The organism is Pseudomonas sp. NPDC096950 (assembly GCF_044762525.1).
In the GTDB taxonomy this organism is placed as follows: domain Bacteria; phylum Pseudomonadota; class Gammaproteobacteria; order Pseudomonadales; family Pseudomonadaceae; genus Aquipseudomonas.
In genome coordinates this window covers 144,237-160,067 of record NZ_JBIWEL010000002.1, presented here as the reverse complement: position 1 = coordinate 160,067, position 15,831 = coordinate 144,237, and the positions used below count along the sequence as shown (strand labels likewise).

23 protein-coding genes are annotated in these 15,831 nt (G+C 59.6%); all 23 read left to right on the top strand.

The window, feature by feature from the left end; genetic code table 11:
• Window positions 1-48: 48 nt before the first annotated feature.
• The 23 genes from ACIQY3_RS05165 (at window position 49) to ACIQY3_RS05055 (ending at window position 15,830) form a co-directional block, all read left to right on the top strand.
• Window positions 49-879, top strand: a complete 831-nt coding sequence (locus tag ACIQY3_RS05165; protein WP_403017839.1) for a GPO family capsid scaffolding protein — start codon at window positions 49-51, stop codon at window positions 877-879.
• Window positions 880-916: 37 nt separating this feature from the next.
• The gene (locus ACIQY3_RS05160) at window positions 917-1,921 is read left to right on the top strand and encodes a phage major capsid protein, P2 family (RefSeq protein WP_403017838.1); all 1,005 of its coding nucleotides are present in this window, start codon (window positions 917-919) and stop codon (window positions 1,919-1,921) included.
• Between the two features lie 2 nt (window positions 1,922-1,923).
• Window positions 1,924-2,628 carry a terminase endonuclease subunit gene (locus ACIQY3_RS05155; protein WP_403017837.1) on the top strand — a complete coding sequence of 235 codons (705 nt, stop codon included), beginning with the start codon at window positions 1,924-1,926 and terminating at the stop codon, window positions 2,626-2,628.
• 100 nt (window positions 2,629-2,728) lie between these two features.
• Complete coding sequence (locus tag ACIQY3_RS05150) at window positions 2,729-3,193, top strand: head completion/stabilization protein (protein ID WP_403017835.1); 465 nt, start codon at window positions 2,729-2,731, stop codon at window positions 3,191-3,193.
• Window positions 3,193-3,405, top strand: a complete 213-nt coding sequence (locus ACIQY3_RS05145) for a tail protein X (protein WP_403017834.1) — start codon at window positions 3,193-3,195, stop codon at window positions 3,403-3,405. Before ACIQY3_RS05150 ends, ACIQY3_RS05145 begins: the two co-directional genes overlap by 1 nt.
• Window positions 3,406-3,467: 62 nt before the next feature.
• Window positions 3,468-3,782 carry a phage holin, lambda family gene (locus ACIQY3_RS05140; protein WP_282481162.1) on the top strand — a complete coding sequence of 105 codons (315 nt, stop codon included), beginning with the start codon at window positions 3,468-3,470 and terminating at the stop codon, window positions 3,780-3,782.
• Window positions 3,779-4,618: an N-acetylmuramidase domain-containing protein gene (locus ACIQY3_RS05135; protein WP_403017833.1), complete on the top strand. Its 840-nt coding sequence runs from the start codon at window positions 3,779-3,781 to the stop codon at window positions 4,616-4,618. Before ACIQY3_RS05140 ends, ACIQY3_RS05135 begins: the two co-directional genes overlap by 4 nt.
• A complete protein-coding gene (locus tag ACIQY3_RS05130) occupies window positions 4,615-4,821 on the top strand; it encodes a hypothetical protein (protein ID WP_403017832.1) in 207 nt (68 codons plus the stop codon). Before ACIQY3_RS05135 ends, ACIQY3_RS05130 begins: the two co-directional genes overlap by 4 nt.
• The gene (gene lysB / locus ACIQY3_RS05125) at window positions 4,818-5,249 is read left to right on the top strand and encodes an Rz-like lysis system protein LysB (RefSeq protein WP_403017831.1); all 432 of its coding nucleotides are present in this window, start codon (window positions 4,818-4,820) and stop codon (window positions 5,247-5,249) included. The genes ACIQY3_RS05130 and lysB overlap by 4 nt, the downstream gene beginning before the upstream one ends.
• Window positions 5,134-5,370: an Rz1-like lysis system protein LysC gene (lysC, locus tag ACIQY3_RS05120; protein ID WP_403018133.1), complete on the top strand. Its 237-nt coding sequence runs from the start codon at window positions 5,134-5,136 to the stop codon at window positions 5,368-5,370. Before lysB ends, lysC begins: the two co-directional genes overlap by 116 nt.
• Complete coding sequence (locus ACIQY3_RS05115) at window positions 5,367-5,849, top strand: phage tail protein (RefSeq protein ID WP_403017830.1); 483 nt, start codon at window positions 5,367-5,369, stop codon at window positions 5,847-5,849. The genes lysC and ACIQY3_RS05115 overlap by 4 nt, the downstream gene beginning before the upstream one ends.
• On the top strand, window positions 5,846-6,298 hold the full coding sequence (locus ACIQY3_RS05110; protein WP_403017829.1) for a phage virion morphogenesis protein: 453 nt from the start codon (window positions 5,846-5,848) through the stop codon (window positions 6,296-6,298). The genes ACIQY3_RS05115 and ACIQY3_RS05110 overlap by 4 nt, the downstream gene beginning before the upstream one ends.
• A 74-nt stretch (window positions 6,299-6,372) precedes the next feature.
• Window positions 6,373-6,918 (top strand): phage baseplate assembly protein V, encoded by a 546-nt coding sequence (locus ACIQY3_RS05105; protein WP_403017828.1) that lies wholly within the window; start codon window positions 6,373-6,375, stop codon window positions 6,916-6,918.
• Window positions 6,915-7,268 (top strand): GPW/gp25 family protein, encoded by a 354-nt coding sequence (locus ACIQY3_RS05100; protein WP_403017827.1) that lies wholly within the window; start codon window positions 6,915-6,917, stop codon window positions 7,266-7,268. The genes ACIQY3_RS05105 and ACIQY3_RS05100 overlap by 4 nt, the downstream gene beginning before the upstream one ends.
• Window positions 7,265-8,179: a baseplate J/gp47 family protein gene (locus ACIQY3_RS05095; RefSeq protein WP_403017826.1), complete on the top strand. Its 915-nt coding sequence runs from the start codon at window positions 7,265-7,267 to the stop codon at window positions 8,177-8,179. Before ACIQY3_RS05100 ends, ACIQY3_RS05095 begins: the two co-directional genes overlap by 4 nt.
• Window positions 8,176-8,790 (top strand): phage tail protein I, encoded by a 615-nt coding sequence (locus ACIQY3_RS05090; RefSeq protein ID WP_403017825.1) that lies wholly within the window; start codon window positions 8,176-8,178, stop codon window positions 8,788-8,790. The genes ACIQY3_RS05095 and ACIQY3_RS05090 overlap by 4 nt, the downstream gene beginning before the upstream one ends.
• Complete coding sequence (locus tag ACIQY3_RS05085; protein ID WP_403017824.1) at window positions 8,783-10,207, top strand: phage tail protein; 1,425 nt, start codon at window positions 8,783-8,785, stop codon at window positions 10,205-10,207. Before ACIQY3_RS05090 ends, ACIQY3_RS05085 begins: the two co-directional genes overlap by 8 nt.
• Window positions 10,208-10,209: 2 nt before the next feature.
• On the top strand, window positions 10,210-10,668 hold the full coding sequence (locus ACIQY3_RS05080; RefSeq protein ID WP_403017823.1) for a phage tail assembly chaperone: 459 nt from the start codon (window positions 10,210-10,212) through the stop codon (window positions 10,666-10,668).
• A gap of 125 nt (window positions 10,669-10,793) precedes the next feature.
• Window positions 10,794-11,966, top strand: coding sequence for a phage tail sheath protein (locus ACIQY3_RS05075; RefSeq protein ID WP_403017822.1), 1,173 nt, complete (start codon window positions 10,794-10,796; stop codon window positions 11,964-11,966).
• Window positions 11,967-12,015: 49 nt separating this feature from the next.
• Window positions 12,016-12,531, top strand: a complete 516-nt coding sequence (locus ACIQY3_RS05070) for a phage major tail tube protein (RefSeq protein WP_403017821.1) — start codon at window positions 12,016-12,018, stop codon at window positions 12,529-12,531.
• 53 nt (window positions 12,532-12,584) lie between these two features.
• Complete coding sequence (locus ACIQY3_RS05065; protein WP_403017820.1) at window positions 12,585-12,929, top strand: phage tail assembly protein; 345 nt, start codon at window positions 12,585-12,587, stop codon at window positions 12,927-12,929.
• 8 nt (window positions 12,930-12,937) lie between these two features.
• The gene (locus ACIQY3_RS05060) at window positions 12,938-13,057 is read left to right on the top strand and encodes a GpE family phage tail protein (protein WP_403017818.1); all 120 of its coding nucleotides are present in this window, start codon (window positions 12,938-12,940) and stop codon (window positions 13,055-13,057) included.
• Window positions 13,050-15,830: a phage tail tape measure protein gene (locus ACIQY3_RS05055; protein WP_403017817.1), complete on the top strand. Its 2,781-nt coding sequence runs from the start codon at window positions 13,050-13,052 to the stop codon at window positions 15,828-15,830. The genes ACIQY3_RS05060 and ACIQY3_RS05055 overlap by 8 nt, the downstream gene beginning before the upstream one ends.
• Window position 15,831: the final 1 nt, after the last annotated feature.

Sequence of the window (15,831 nt, the reverse complement as noted above, 5' to 3'; positions counted from 1 at the left end):
ACCTCAACGCAACTGCATTCAGCAGCATCGCTTTGAGGATTTCCCGACATGAAGAAATTTCGCAGCAACTGGTTCCGTGTCGCCGTTGAGGGCGCTACCTCGGACAAGCGCACCATCAAACGCAGCTGGCTGGAACAGGCTGCCAAAAACTTCAACCCGACGACCTACGGCGCCCGGATCTGGCTGGAGCATTTCCGCAGCTTGTTGCCTGACAGCCCTTTCAAAGCCTACGGCGACGTGACGGCAGTTAAGACCGAGGAAGTGGAGATCAACGGCCAGACCAAGCTGGCCCTCTTTGCCCAGATCGAACCAACCGCTGACCTGATCGCCATGAACAAGGCGAAACAGAAGATCTATACGTCCATCGAAATCGACGACAGCTTTTCCGACACCGGCGAGGCCTACATCGTCGGTCTCGCTGTGACCGATTCCCCCGCGAGTCTCGGTACCGATGTGCTCGCGTTTTCAGCGCAGAAACCTGAAGCCAGTCCGTTCAAAGACCGCCACTACTCCGCGACCTCGATGTTTACCGAGGCGGTGGAAACCGAACTCACCTTCGAAGAAATCGAAGATAAGCCCGGTCTCGGCGCCCAACTCTTCAGCAAGGTGCAAGCCCTGCTCTCTGGCAAACAGACCAAGGATGACGGCGAGTTCGCTCAGATCAGCCAGGCCGTTGAGGCCGTCGCCGAGCACGTCAAGGATCTGCCCGACCAGTTGGCCGCTGAGAAGAAATTCTCCGCAGATCTGAAAACCAGCCTGGACAAGCTCTGCACTGAGTTCAACGAACTGATCAAGCGCCTGGGTGACACCCAGGACCACAGCCAAACCAAACGGCCAGCCGCGACCGGCGGCGACGGCGCTGTGCTGACCACCTACTGATCACTTCGGCCCCCTACAAGCTCCCCAGGAGAACACCATGCGTAACGAAACACGACTTGCCTTCAACGGCTTCACCAAACAGGTTGCCGCGATCAACTCCGTCGGATCGGTGGCGGAAAAATTCACCGTCACCCCTTCTGTTCAGCAGAAGCTGGAAACGGCTATTCAGGAGTCCAGCGACTTTCTGAAAAAAATCAACGTGCTGGGCGTCGACGAGAAAGACGGTGAGGCCGTGATTCTCGGGGTCGGCTCGACCATTGCCGGCCGTACTGACACCAGCCAAGCCGCCCGAAACCCTCGCGACGTGAGTTCGCTCAAGAACGACACTTACAGCTGCAAGAAAACCGACTTCGACACCGCGATCCCTTACGCGCTGTTGGATGCTTGGGCGAAATTTCCGGACTTCCAGGCTCGCCTGTCCGGCGCCATCGTCGAGCGTCAGGCGCTCGACCGCATCATGATCGGCTTCAACGGCACCAGCGTTGCGGCGACAACCGATCGGACCGCCCACCCATTGCTGGAAGACGTAAACGTGGGCTGGTTGCAGAAGTACCGCACTAACGCGCCAGAGCGTGTGCTGAGCAGCGGCAAGGTTGCCGGCAAGGTCACCATCGGCCCGAATGGCGATTACAAGACCCTGGACGGTCTGGTCTACGACGCCATCCAGCTGCTGGACCCATGGCACCGCAAGCGTCCAGATCTGGTGGTCCTGGTCGATCGAGACCTGCTGCACGCGAAGTTCCTGGCCAACATCGAAGGCGCCGCCGACAACGAGAACGAACTGGCAGCCGCGCGAATCATCGCCAACGGCACGCTGGGCGGCTTGCCGATCGAAGACGCACCGTTCTTCATCGACGGCGGCATCATGATCACCACGCTGAAAAACCTGTCGATCTACTTCCAGATCAGCAGCCGTCGTCGCATGACAAAGGACGAGCCGGAGCGTGATCGCATCGCCGATTATCAATCGTCGAACGAAGGCTACGTGATCGAAGACTTCGGTCTCGGTGCCCTGGTCGAAAACATCGAAGAGGCCGCGTAACAATGGCCCTCTCCCTCGCTCAACGTCACCGGCTGCAGGCGCTTGCCTCGCAGGAGGCTGCTGCCGCTTCGCCCGCCGTTTCGATGGCGGGCGGGACGGCCTACGAAATGCAGCTGGCCCAGCTGCTGCAGGATCGTCTGCGCCTGAAACAGATCCAGTCGAACGAAGGTAAAGCCGCGCTCAAGTTGCAGCTTTTGCCGGCTTACGTGCCTTACGTCGACGGTGTTCTGGCAGCGGGCAACGGCGCCCAGGACGAAGTACTCACCACCATCATGATTTGGCGAGTGGATGCCTCCGATTACGACGGCGCGCTCGACATCGCAGCGTACGTGTTGCAGCACAACCTGCTGATGCCCGATCGCTTCGAACGTACCACCGGCTGCCTGGTCGCCGAAGAAGTCGCCGAATCGGCCTTGAGCTCTCAGAAAACCGGTGGCGGTTTCGACTTGGCCATCTTGCACCGGACGATGGAGTTGACCGCCGAACAGGACATGCCGGACGAAGCCAGGGCCAAGCTGTACCTGGCTACAGGACGCGCCACCGTGGCCGGCCTGAGTGCCGATAACCCGGGCCAACCCGGTCAGGTAATGGCCGGTATTGAACTGCTGAAACGCGCCATCGAGCTGAACAAAAGCTGCGGCGGCAAGAAGGATCTGGAAGGCGCCGAACGCCTCCTGAAAAGAATTGCTCCCGCACCAGGGAGCTGACCGAGCGTACCCCGCAACCCCGGCGGCCCGGGGCTGAACAGCAGGTTTATCTCCTTTCCTTGCTGTGACGCCCCGGCCACCGCCGACTTAGGGCTGAACCATGAGCGGATTTATTGCCACCGGCAGCACCGACGAACCCTTTGTCATCACCAATGACGGGTTCTGGCCTGACATCGATGTCGTACACCTACGCGGATCCATCCGTCTGGATGGCAGCATCACTGACGCACGCATTGAAGTCGTGACCGTCAATGCGCTGATCCAGGTGAACGGTGAACTGGCCCGGGTGAAGTCGAACCACGTGGCGAACGGATACACCACCATCGCGGCCGTGCCGGGGTTTGAAGTCAATGGCGAAAGTCACTTCGTCCACCTGTATCGCCGCTCAATTTACTGCAGCGTCGGTGCTGAGCTCGCTGAGCGCTATCGCAGCTACGACACCAGCGTCGAAGGCAACAAGAACGCCGATGAACTGACGCCTTCGGTCGATGAGTACCGCCGCGACGCCCGCTTCGCCATCCGCGATCTGTTGGGCGTCGGTCATTCCACCGTGGAGCTCATCTGATGACGACCTCCGTGTATGCCACCCAGGGCGACACCGTCGACGCCATTTGTTGGCGGATCTACGGCCGCACCGCCGGCATCACGGAGGCGGTACTTGAGGCAAACCCAGGACTCTCGGATTTAGGCACGATCATTCCGCACGGCACGCTGGTGGCCCTGCCGGATATCGCACCACAAGCCCCCGAGCTGCAAATGGTGAACCTATGGGATTGAGCCACCGAACAACCCAAACAGACGCTCCACCACCTTCAACTTTGGACAGCGGAATCACGCGCATGCCTGACAAACCGGATACATGGGCCTGGTTCGCTGCCTGGCTCGAACTGAACTGGCCTGCCTTCTACGCTGGCGGGCTCGCCTGTGTAATTGCCGCTCTGCGGATCATTTACGGCGGCGGCACTTGGCGGCGGGTTTTGCTTGAGGCTCCCCTGTGCGGCGCCCTTGCGCTGGCGGCCAGCCATGGGCTCTTTCTGCTGGGAATTCCAGCCACCACTGGCCCGTTCTTCGGCGGTGTGATTGGCCTGCTCGGTGTTGAGGGAACCCGCGCACTGGCCAAGCAGTTTTTTAACCGCAAGGTGGATCAGCTATGAGTATTTTGCGCCACGGCGATCGCGGGCAAGAGGTCCGCACACTGCAACAGCGCCTCAACATGCACGGAGCCGGCCTGGACCCCGATGGCGATTTCGGTGATGCCACCGAATCCGCCGTGCGTAATTACCAGCGTCAGGTTGGGTTGGTAATTGACGGTATTGCCGGCTCGAAAACCGCTCTGGCGCTGGCCGGCGCGGATTGTTCAAATCTGTTGCAGCACTCCAATTTGGTGAACGCTACGGTGCGCTTGGGCGTTGAGCTCGCCGCGATCATGGCGGTCAACGAAGTCGAAAGCCAAGGCAGCGGGTTCCTGGACAACGGCAAGCCGAAGATCCTGTTCGAACGACACATCATGTATCGCCAGCTCGGTACGCCACGCGCACCTGGTGATGATGCAACCGAATTGATGGCCCACGCCGACCATCTGGCCCTGGCCCAGCCCAACCTGGTTAATCCGAAAGCAGGTGGTTACGCCGGCGGAACGGCAGAGCACCAACGCTTGGCGAACGCCCGACTGATTGACGACCTTTGCGCGTTGGAGTCGGCCAGTTGGGGCGCCTTCCAGGTGATGGGGTATCACGCCGTGCGCCTTGGATACCCCAGCGTGACCGACTTCACCGATCGAATGGCCCGCGACGAGAACGAGCAATTCGAAGCGTTCGTGCGCTTTATCGAAGCTGACCCGGCGCTGCACAAGGCGCTGAAAGGCAAGAAATGGGCGGCGTTCGCTAAGGCCTACAACGGCCCCAACTACGCACGCAATCTTTACGACACCAAGCTGGAGCGCGCCTATCAGCGTCACGCTGCAGGCTGCCCCATTCCGGAGGCCGCATGATTGACCACGAACAGATCCGCAAACTCAGCCCCGCCGATGGCGACATTTTTCTACTGCCGGCGAACTCGTCTTATGACCTGGCCCGACAGCTCGGCGAGGCGATCGCCATCGCAAAACCGGGCGTGAAGGCGATTGTTATCAGCGGTGACGTGCGCAAACTCGATGTCGCCGCGATGAATGCCGCTGGCTGGTACCGCGCGTGAGCACGCTGCGCCAGGCGCTCTTCGGCATCGCTTTGCTCGGCTCGATCACGCTCCTGGTCTGGGCCCAGTCCCAGCGGATCGAGGTCGCTGATAAAAATGCAGAGCTGGCGAATCAAGTGGCAGATGCCGCTCGTGATAGGGCAACGCGCAGCGAGGCGACGGCCAACCAACTTCAGGCATCTCTAAAGGAAGAACGGACCGCCCAGAGCTCATTGCGCGGCGTGCAAGACCAGTTGCGCCAGGGGCTTGCCACCCGTCAACGAACGATCGAGGACTTGAAACGTGAGAATGCCGAACTCCGCTTATGGGCTGATCAGCCTATCCCTGACGCTGCTCGCCGGTTGCGCGAGCGCCCCGCCATCACCGGAGCCGCTGCTTATCGCGACTGGCTGTCCGGCCGTGGTGCCTTGCACCCTGTCGGCGACTAAACCGGACAAGAACGGCGCACTCCTCAAAGACCAGGACGTCACCGAGAGCGACTGGGCGCAATGCGCTGCGCAGGTCGATATGATCTACCAGCATCAGCAGACCCAGGCGGGCAAGCCATGAACAAACCTGAATCGCTACGCGCCCATCTGCTCGCCTCGATACCAGAGCTGAAGAAAAATCCTGACCGGCTGATGGTGTTCATCGACAACGGCACCATGCGCAGCACCGCTGCGTTTGGGCTGTCCTTCGAATACAGCTACACGCTGAACCTGATCTTCACCGATTACGCCGGCCATCCCGACACCATAGCCATTCCCCTGTTCGCCTGGATCCTGGTGAACCAGCGCGAGCTGATGGAGAACGTCGACCGCAGCAAAACTGCCGTCGCCTTCGAAGCCGATATCCTGGACAACAGCAAGGTCGACCTATCGATCAAGCTGCCGCTCACTGAACGTGTGATCGTCAAACGCCAAGACGACGGCAAACTGGTCGTCGATCATCCACCTGAGCCTGTGGTCGATGATGATCCGTTCACTATGCCCGGGCTTGAGCTATGGACTGCCGCCGGCGAGTTCATCGCACGGTGGGAAAAACCATGAGCAATGAGCTACAGGCACTGGAAAAATGGGTTTCAGTGTTACTGGCCAAACTGGACGAGGGCGAACGCCGCAAGCTACTTGGCGCCGTCGCCCGGGATCTACGTCGAAGCCAGTCGAAACGCATCACCGCTCAGCGTAATCCTGATGGCTCAGCCTTCGCACCACGTAAACCCAAGGACCTGCGTGGAAAAAAAGGCCGGATCAAGGGCAAGATGTTCAGCAAGCTGAAAACGGCCCGTTACCTGCGAACGGAAAGCACAACAAACGGCATGTCGGTCGGATTTGTTGGGCGTATAAGCCGCATTGCCCGGGTTCACCAGTACGGCCTCAAGGATCGGCCAGAACGCGGCCAGGCGGATGTTCAATACGAAACACGGCAGCTGCTGGGATTCAGCGGCGACGAGTTGGAGAACATCCGAAATCTGCTCATCGATCACCTTACCGGCTGACCGACTCCTGTACGCACTCGCGCTACAACCCACCGCCGATGCAGCTCGCACGCGCGACCTGCAACATCGGCGGCATGGACTCTCTTACTGAACTGACTCGACGCCTTGAAAACCTGATTCGTGCCGGCACCATCGCCGAACTCGATCCGGTCAAGCCGCGTTGCCGTGTGAAAACCGGTGGCCTGCTGACTGACTGGCTCCCGTTCTTCGCCATGCGTGCCGGCGAGGACAGCGACTGGGATCCGCCCAGTATCGATGAGCAGTGCCTGGTGCTTTCGCTTTCCGGTAACCCTGCCCATGGCTTCGTCATCTTCGGCCTGTACAGCGATCGCTTTCCTGCTCCAGACAACGTGCCAACCCGCCGCCGGCGCCGGTATCGCGATGGCGCGATTGTTGATTACGACACCGCGAGCCACACCCTGACCGCGACGCTGCCGGAAGGCGGTAAAGCCGTTCTGATTGCACCAGGTGGTACGCATATCACCGGCGATGTCGTGATAGACGGATTGGTGACCTCGACCAAGGACTTCATCGCAGGCCCGCAAGAGATCAGTCTGGTCAAGCACCGCACCTCCGGAGTTCAAGCAGGTAACGGGACATCTCAAGGGCCAATCCCATGATCGGCATGAACAGCAGCTCCGGCCGCAGCATCGTCGGCGACGATCACCTGGTGCAATCGATCGCCGACATCCTGACCACACCTATCGGAACCCGAGTGATGCGGCGCGAATACGGCAGCCAGCTCGCTGACCTGGTTGATTGGCCGCTCAACAGCGCAACCCGACTGCAGGCTTATGCGGCTACGGCCATCGCGTTGATGCGGTGGGAGCCGCGGATTCACCTGAGTCGAGTACAACTCACATTGGGTGATGTTGCCGGCCAGGCAATGCTCGACATCGAGGGCAGTCTGGTAGACACCAACGAGCCGTTGAGCCTGCGCGTTCCCCTCAGCTTGGGAGCAACAACATGAAAACATTCACTCCTATCGACCTGGCTCAGCTACCGGATCCTGAAGTTGTCGAACAGATTGACTACGAGCAGATCCTCGCCGAACGCAAGGCGTATGCAGTCAGCCTCTGGCCGGCAGAACAACAAGCTGAAGTTGCCGCAACCCTAGCGGTGGAGTCAGAACCCCTCACCAAGCTCCTGCAGGAGAACGCGTATCGCGAGATGCTACTGCGTCAGCGCGTGAACGAAGCATCACTGGCCAACATGCTGGCCAAGGCGAAGGGCAAGGATCTAGAACAGCTCGCCGGCAACGTCAATGTCGCGCGCTTGGTCGTCACCCCGGGTAACAACAAAGCAGTGCCACCGATCATCGCGGTGATGGAGTCAGACGACGCCTTGCGGGAACGCGCACAAATGGCATGGGAAGGGCTTTCAACTGCAGGACCACGAAACAGCTACATCCTGCACGCGCGCAGCGCCGACGGCCGGGTGGCGGACGCTACCGCTGAAAGCCCGTCGCCGGCGGTCGTAGTCGTCACTATTCAAGGTTTGATCGGAGACGGAAGCGTTGACCAGGTGCTGCTGAACGTCGTCAAAAACTACCTCAGCGATGAGGACCGGCGACCTGTTGCTGACCGGCTGACGGTGCAATCGGCAAACGTACTGCCTTACAGCATTGATGCCGTCCTCTATCTCGCCACCACAGGCCCCGAAGCCGAGCCAATCCGCGAAGCAGCACAAGCACGACTCTCTGCATTCGTAAGCCAACGCCGGCGCCTGGGCGTAGAAATATCAGAGTCGGCGATTCATGCGGCCCTGCATGTCGAAGGCGTACGCAAAGTTGTGCTTCACAACTGGACCGATATCTCTCCAAGCGAGGCAGAAGCAGCGTATTGCACCGGGTTTAGCATTGCCGTTGGAGCACAGGCATGACGAGCCTGTTGCCACCGAACGCAACACAACTTGAACGGCTGGCGGCCGAGTCACTTAAGCAGATTGAGCGCGTACCGGTTCCGATCAGGGATTTGTTAAATCCGGATCGGTGCCCGTTACAGCTACTTCCTTATCTCGCCTGGGCATTCTCCGTAGATCGATGGGACAGCGCCTGGTCGGAAGTTACCAAGCGCCAAGTCATCAAAGGCTCCTACTTTATTCATTCCCGTAAAGGAACGATCGGTGCGCTGAGGCGCGTAGTGGAGCCTCTCGGTTATTTGATCGATGTCCTGGAATGGTGGCAAACCGTGCCAGCGGGCACACCTGGAACTTTCGAGTTGAAAGTCGGCGTACTGGACACGGGCATCACCGAAGAGATGTATCAGGAGCTTGAACGCCTGATCGACGATGCCAAGCCCGTAAGCCGGCATCTGACAGGGCTGGCAATAAGCCTGGAATCCAAAGGCAACCTGAATATCGGTGTCGTCCTTTATGAGGGCGACGAAATCGACGTGTACCCGCCTGTGATGCGTGACATTGAAGTCACGGGTCATTTCGGTGTGGTGGGGCGCGAACACTCCATAGACACCCTGGACGTTTACCATGATTGATGCGAACTCTCAGTTTTTCGCAATCCTCACTAATGTGGGGATCGCAAAGCAGGCTAACGCTGACGCACTTGGCGCTCCCTGGAGAATCACCGAGATGGGCGTGGGCGATGCCAATGGCACCGACCCAATTCCCAATGCGGCACAAACCAGCTTGATCAACGAGTGGCGCCGACGCCCTCTTAATCAGCTCAAGGTCGACCCGGCCAACGCAGCGGTGATTATCGCCGAGCAGGTTATTCCTGCTGATGAAGGCGGCAAGTGGATTCGCGAAATTGGTCTGTACGACTCGGACGGTGATTTGGTGGCAGTGGCCAATTGCGCGCCGAGCTTCAAACCGATCCTGTCGCAAGGCTCCGGCCGCACTCAGATCGTGCGCATGAATTTGATCGTGTCCAGCACCGGCAGCATCACCCTCAAGATTGACCCGGCGGTGGTGCTGGCCACCCGCGAATACGTGGATCAAAAAATCGTCGACGAACTGAACAAGCAGGACTTCAAGCATTCGGTAGTGGTGGCCACCACAGGCCCGATTGTACTCAGTGGTCCACAAGTCATTGATGGCGTCGACGTCAGCGCGGGTTCTCGCGTGCTGGTGAAAAATCAGGCGCAACCCAAAACCAACGGCATCTACGTGGTCGCCAATGGCGCGTGGCCGCGCTCGCTGGATGCCGACACCAGCATTGAAGTCACCCCGGGCTTGTTCGTCCACGTTGAGAAGGGCACGGCCAACCACGACAGCGTTTGGCAACTGGTGACCGATGCGCCAATTACGCTGGGCACCACCGACCTGCAATTTGAAATGATCGCCGGCCACCCAGGTATCGCCCCGGGCACGTTCCGCAGTGTCTCGGTCGATGAGTTTGGCCGGGTCATTGCCGGTACCAATCCGACCAGCCTGGCAGGCTATGGCATTGCTTCGGCCACGCAGCCTGAGGCGGAAGCTGGGGCGGATAACGCCAAACCGGTGACGTCCCTGGGCGTGAAACAGGCGGTGGCCGCCCAGGTGAAGCCAGCGACCACTAGTCTGGCTGGTCTGATTCAGCTGGCCACGGCCTCGCAGATGGCGGCTGGCTTGAGTGATTCGCTGGTGCCCACGGTCGCGGCGATCATGAGCATTTTTGCCAAGCGTTCGTTCGGGAAAAACGATTACATCCGCATCCCCGACGTGCCGGGGGGGTTGATCATCAACTTTGGCACCGCAGCGGTGAATGCCAGCGGTGACATTAACGTGAACTATCCGCTGGGGTACTCAGCCCTGGAGATCATCACTATCGCCCTGTCAGGACAAAACACAGATGCCGCGTATCTGTCCACGGGCACAGTGTTGGGCGGGTTCACCATGCCGTTCTACAAATCAACTACCGGGGTTAAATCGTCAGGTGGTTTTAATGCTCAATGGATTTCTTTGGGGCGCTAGACATGTCAGAGCAGAAAGTGTTTTTTGCGTTGTCCACCGGTGGGTTTTATCTGGCGGACGATCAAGCGTTTTACGAGCAGGAAGGTGGATGGCCGCTAGACGCACGCGAGTTAACGGATCAGGAAAAAGCGCAGTACTGGAAGCAGTCCGCGCCGTTCAACAAGGTCCTCGGTTTGGAAGATGGCAACCTGGCCTGGGTCGATTTGCCTGAGCCCTCCACGGAAGAGCTGGCAGCCCGGGCCAGGCAGTGGCGTGACACCGAGATTGAAAGCGTGAAATGGTTGCGCGAGCGGCACCGCGACGAAGTGGATTCAGCACGGCCGACAACGCTGACCACCGCACAATCCGGCGAGTTGCTGGACTATGTCCAGGCGTTGCGGGATTGGCCTACCGATTCAGGTTTTCCGGAGATCGCCAGTCGGCCCGCCAAACCGGATTGGATTGCGCAACAAATCAGCTAACGCCCTACGGGGCGTTTTTTGTTCCTGCGGCCTGTAGATCCCTTTTGTACAAACCTACACGCTCGTCCGATCAACGCGCGCGCGTCACCCTGCGTTTCATTGCCACCCACGCGCAGGTTCTCCCCATGCCAACCGATTATCACCACGGCGTCCGAGTTGTCGAAATCAACGAAGGCACCCGCCCGATCCGCACCGTCGCAACCGCCGTCGTCGGCATGGTCTGCACCGCCGAAGATGCCGACCCGGTCGCGTTTCCACTCAACCGCCCTGTTCTGCTTACCGACGTGCTTACCGCAAGTGGTAAGGCCGGTGAACTGGGCACGCTCGCTAAAAGTTTGGATGCCATCGCCGACCAGGCAAGCCCAGTCACCGTGGTTGTACGTGTCGCCCAAGGTGCGGACGCTGCCGCGACCACCACCAATGTGATTGGTGGAGTCACTGCTGGCGGTCAGTACACCGGGCTCAAGGCACTGCTGGCTGCGGAGGCGCAGTTGGGCGTGCGGCCGCGCATCCTCGGCGTACCTGGTCTCGACTCGCTGGCGGTGGCCACTGAGCTCGTCCTGACCGCACAGAAGCTGCGTGGTTTCGCTTACGCCAGTGCCTGGGACTGCGAGACAGTCTCTGACGCCATCGCCTACCGGGAAAACTTCGGTGCCCGTGAGCTGATGACCATCTGGCCGGACTTCGTGAACTGGGACACCACGCTGAACACTGATGCGCCGGCATCGGCGATCGCCCGAGCGTTGGGCCTGCGCGCCAAACTCGATGAGCAGGTCGGCTGGCACAAAACCCTTTCCAACGTAGCGGTGAACGGCGTATCAGGACTGAGCCGGGACATTTACTGGGATCTGCAGAACCCTGCCACCGACGCGGGCCTGTTGAACGCGGCGGATGTCACCACGCTGATTCGTCGCGAAGGCTTCCGTTTCTGGGGTTCCCGCACTTGCAGTGACGACCCCCTGTTCGCCTTCGAAAACTACACCCGCACCGCCCAGGTACTGGCCGACACCATGGCCGAAGGCCAATTCTGGGCGATCGACAAGCCGATGCATCCAAGTCTGGTGCGCGACATCGTCGAGGGTATCAACGCCAAGTTCCGCGAATGGGTACGCCTTGGCTACCTGATCGGCGGCGAGTGCTGGTACGACGAAGCCGCCAACGATAAGGACACCCTCAAGGCCGGCAAGCTGTACCTGGATTACGACTACACGCCGGTGCCACCACTGGAAAACCTGAACCTTCGCCAGCGCATCACCGATCGCTACCTGATCGACTTCGCCAGCCGCGTCAACGCCTGATATTCATTCATTCGCGCGGCTTCGACCGCGCCTTTAGGAGAGCGCCCAAATGGCTCTGCCCAAAAAACTCAAGAACATGAACTTGTACAACGACGGCGTCAGCTACGTCGGTGCGTGCAAGAGCGTCACCCTGCCCAAACTCGCCCGCAAGCTCGAAGCCTTCAGGGGCGGTGGTATGGATGGCGCGGTGAAGGTCGACCTGGGCCATGGCGACGACGGCATCCAGTTGGAGTGGACTCTCGGTGGCTGGGACCTGACAGCGCTGCGCCAGTACGGTGCTGTATCCGCGAGTGGCGTCATGCTGCGTTGGGCTGGCTCTATCCAGCGCGACGACACCGGCGCTGTTTCGGCCGTTGAGGTCATCGTGCGCGGTCGCCACGAAGAAATCGACATGGGCGACTCGGAAAGCGGTGAAGACACCGAGCACAAGTTCACCACCACCTGCAGCTATTACAAGCTGACGATCGACGGCAATGAAGAGGTCGAAATCGACTTGCTCAACTTCATTTTTAAAGTCGATGGCACCGACATGCTGGCAGAACACCGTAAGGCGATCGGCCTGTAAGTTCGACTTTCCCTGCCGGCTCGTCCGGCGCCTCTATCGCAAAGGCTACAGACATGAAAACTCCTGAAAAAAACGAAGCTGCAGACGTCTCCGTTGAGAAAAACCCAAACCGTCCAGTCATCACCCTGGACACGCCGATCATCCGAGGCTCGACCGAAATCACCGAGGTGACGCTGCGTAAACCCGTCTCCGGCGAGTTGCGCGGCGTCTCGTTGACCGACCTGCTGCAGATGGACGTACTCGCACTGCGCAAGGTGCTGCCGCGTATCACCACGCCGACCCTGACCGATCACGACATTGGCCTGATGGATCCGGCTGACCTAGTGCAGATGGCCACCGAGGTCGCCGGTTTTTTGCTACCGAAGTCGGCGAAGGTGGATGCATCCCTCGTTGCGTAGATGACGCAATGGCGGATATCGCCGTGATTTTTCACTGGGGGCCAGCGGAGATGGATCCGCTCACCCTGACCGAACTGATGGAATGGCGCGAACGCGCTCGTAAACGAAGTGGGGCGAAGGATGACTGACAAGCTGCGGCTGGAATTTCTGCTGTCGGCGATCGACAAGGTCACCGCGCCCCTCAAACAGATCAGCGCAGGGAGCAATGCTACGTCACGCGCCTTGAAAGCGGCGCGGGACCAGCTGAAGGAGCTCAACGCCCAGCAGTCCAACATTTCCAGCTATACCCGTCAGAAGGAAGCCGTCCGCCAATCCTCCGAAGAATTGGCCAAGGCGCAGGACAAACTACGCGGCCTGCGTGAGCAACTGCAGAAGATGGACGCCCCTACTGCTGCTTTCCAAAAGGCGTTTGTCAACGCCTCCACCTCGGTGGAAAAGCTAACCAACAAACACGCAGCGCAGCGATCGGAGCTGCAGCGTCTGATCCCCCTCATGAAATCCACCGGTGCTGACACCCGTAACCTGGGCACCACCGAGCGCCGCCTTAAAACCGAGATTGAGGCGGCGAATAGAGCCATCCAGGCTCAAAAAGATCGCCTCTCTGCGCTCGCCAAACAGCAGGAACGGGTTTCTAAGGCACAGAGAAACTATTCCAAGGGCAAAGAGCTCGCCGGCAACGCCGCTGTAGCCGGCGCGAGCGCAGGGGCGGTGGGTGCAGCGGTCGGCCTGCCGATCGTTGGGATGGTCAAAGATTATTCCCGTTTCGAAGATGCCATGGCGGGTGTAGCCAAACAGGTCAACGGCGCCCGGGACGACAACGGCCAGCTCACCCAAACCTATTACGACATGGGAGCGGCCATCAAGAAGATGTCCGAAACTATCCCCATGGCGACTACCGATATCGCGGCGCTGGTGGAAGGCGGCGCACGAATGGGTATCCAGGGCAAAGACGACCTGCTGGAGTTCGCACGCGTCGCGGCGACCGCCGCAACGGCTTTTGAGTTACCTGCGGACCAGGTCGGCGAAAGCCTGGCGCGAATCGCCAGTCTCTACAAATTGCCCATCAAGAACGTCAGCCAACTCGGCGATGCAATCAACTACCTCGACGACAACGCGATGTCGAAGGGTGGGGACATCATTGACGTCATGCAGCGCACAGCGGGTATTACTGCGTCGGTCGGCATGTCGTTCAAGGACGCGGCCGCTTTGGGCTCAACGTTCCTGACACTCGGGGCATCGTCGGAAATTGCCGCGACTGCCACCAACGCGATGATTCGAGAACTGGCTATCGCCACCCAACAACCCAAGCGATTTGTCACTGGCCTCAAATCGATCGGGCTGGAAGCGAAAGCGGTCCAGGATGGCATGAGCAAGGACGCAACGGGCACCATTCAGAAGGTACTGGAAGCGGTAAACAAACTGCCAAAAAACAAGCAGCTCGGCGTGATGACCCAGCTGTTCGGCAAGGAATACGGCGACGATGCCGCGAAACTGGCGTCCAACATTGGCGAGTATCGGCGACAGCTTGACCTGGTGAACGGGGCGGACAACGCGCCAAAACGCGATGGTTCAATGCAGCGCGAGGGCGATATCCGCGCAGACCAGTTGTCGGCCCGATGGGAAATGTCGCAGAACCGAATGTTCAACCTGAGCAGCGCCCTGGGCGCCACCCTCCGGCCAGCACTGATTCAACTGGTCACCGGATTTAACAGTGTCCTGGAGCGCGTCAATGCGTGGGCGACCGCGAACCCGGGACTGGTGCTGGGCATCCTTAAAGTAGCCGCCGGTATTGCGACAATGTCGATCGGCTTCAGCACCGTTGCCCTCGCACTGGCCACAACCCTTGGCCCCTTCCTCGCCGTGCGTTACGGGCTGTCATTGATCGGGATCCGCCTGCCCTCTGTGATCGGCCTGCTTTTCAACCTGGGCTCGAAGGTTCTGCCCTTTGTCGGTCAGGCATTCATGGGGGTTGGCCGACTGTTCATGGCCAACCCAATTGGCTTGGCCATCACTGCAATCGCGGCCGCTGCGTATTTGATCTATGCGAACTGGGACAAGGTGAAGGCTTACTTCGTTAGTGCGTGGGCCGAAATCAAGCTGGGCTTTAGCGGCGGGATCAGCGGGATCCTGCAGACACTCGCCAATTTCAGCCCCATTGGGCTGATCTATCAGGCCTTCTCGGCGGTGATGAACTATATGGGCGTCGAGATGCCAGGCAAATTTACAGAGTTCGGGGGAATGATCATCGCGGGGCTCGTCAACGGCATCACGAACGCCATGGGTTCGGTGAAGACGGCGATTTCTGATGCCGGCAGCAACACTGTCGATTGGTTCAAGGAGAAGCTGGGTATTCACAGCCCCTCCCGGGTTTTTGCAGAACTTGGCGGCTTCACCATGGCCGGGTTGGCGCAGGGCGTTGCTGAAGGCCAAAGCGGGCCTATGGAAGCAGTGAAGGCCGTGGGCGAACTTATGACTCAAGCAGGGACTGTCACCATCGGTGCCATTACCAACGCGGGCGCAGCTCTCAACCCTGCGGCTGCAATGCCCGAGGCAACCACCGCCGCTCTGAACTCAGCTGCATCCGTGCCCGGGGCAAAAGCTGAAAGTGGCGGCATGCTCGATTCGATCATGGGCATAGGCAAACGACTGGCCCAAGTGGGTGCGATCGCCGTCGGTATGGGCGGCGCTCAAGGTGCGATCGCGGTCGACAACCGCCCGCCAATTAGTCCGGCAGCAGCTCCAGCGGCGATGCAGATGGCGCCCGATCAAATCGTTATCAACATTCACGCTGCCCCAGGAATGGATACCGCTGCGATCGCGCGAGCCGTGTCGGCAGAACTGGACAAGCGGCAGCACGCAAAACAAGCCAAGGGCCGCAGCGCCCTTTATGACCAGGAGTAAA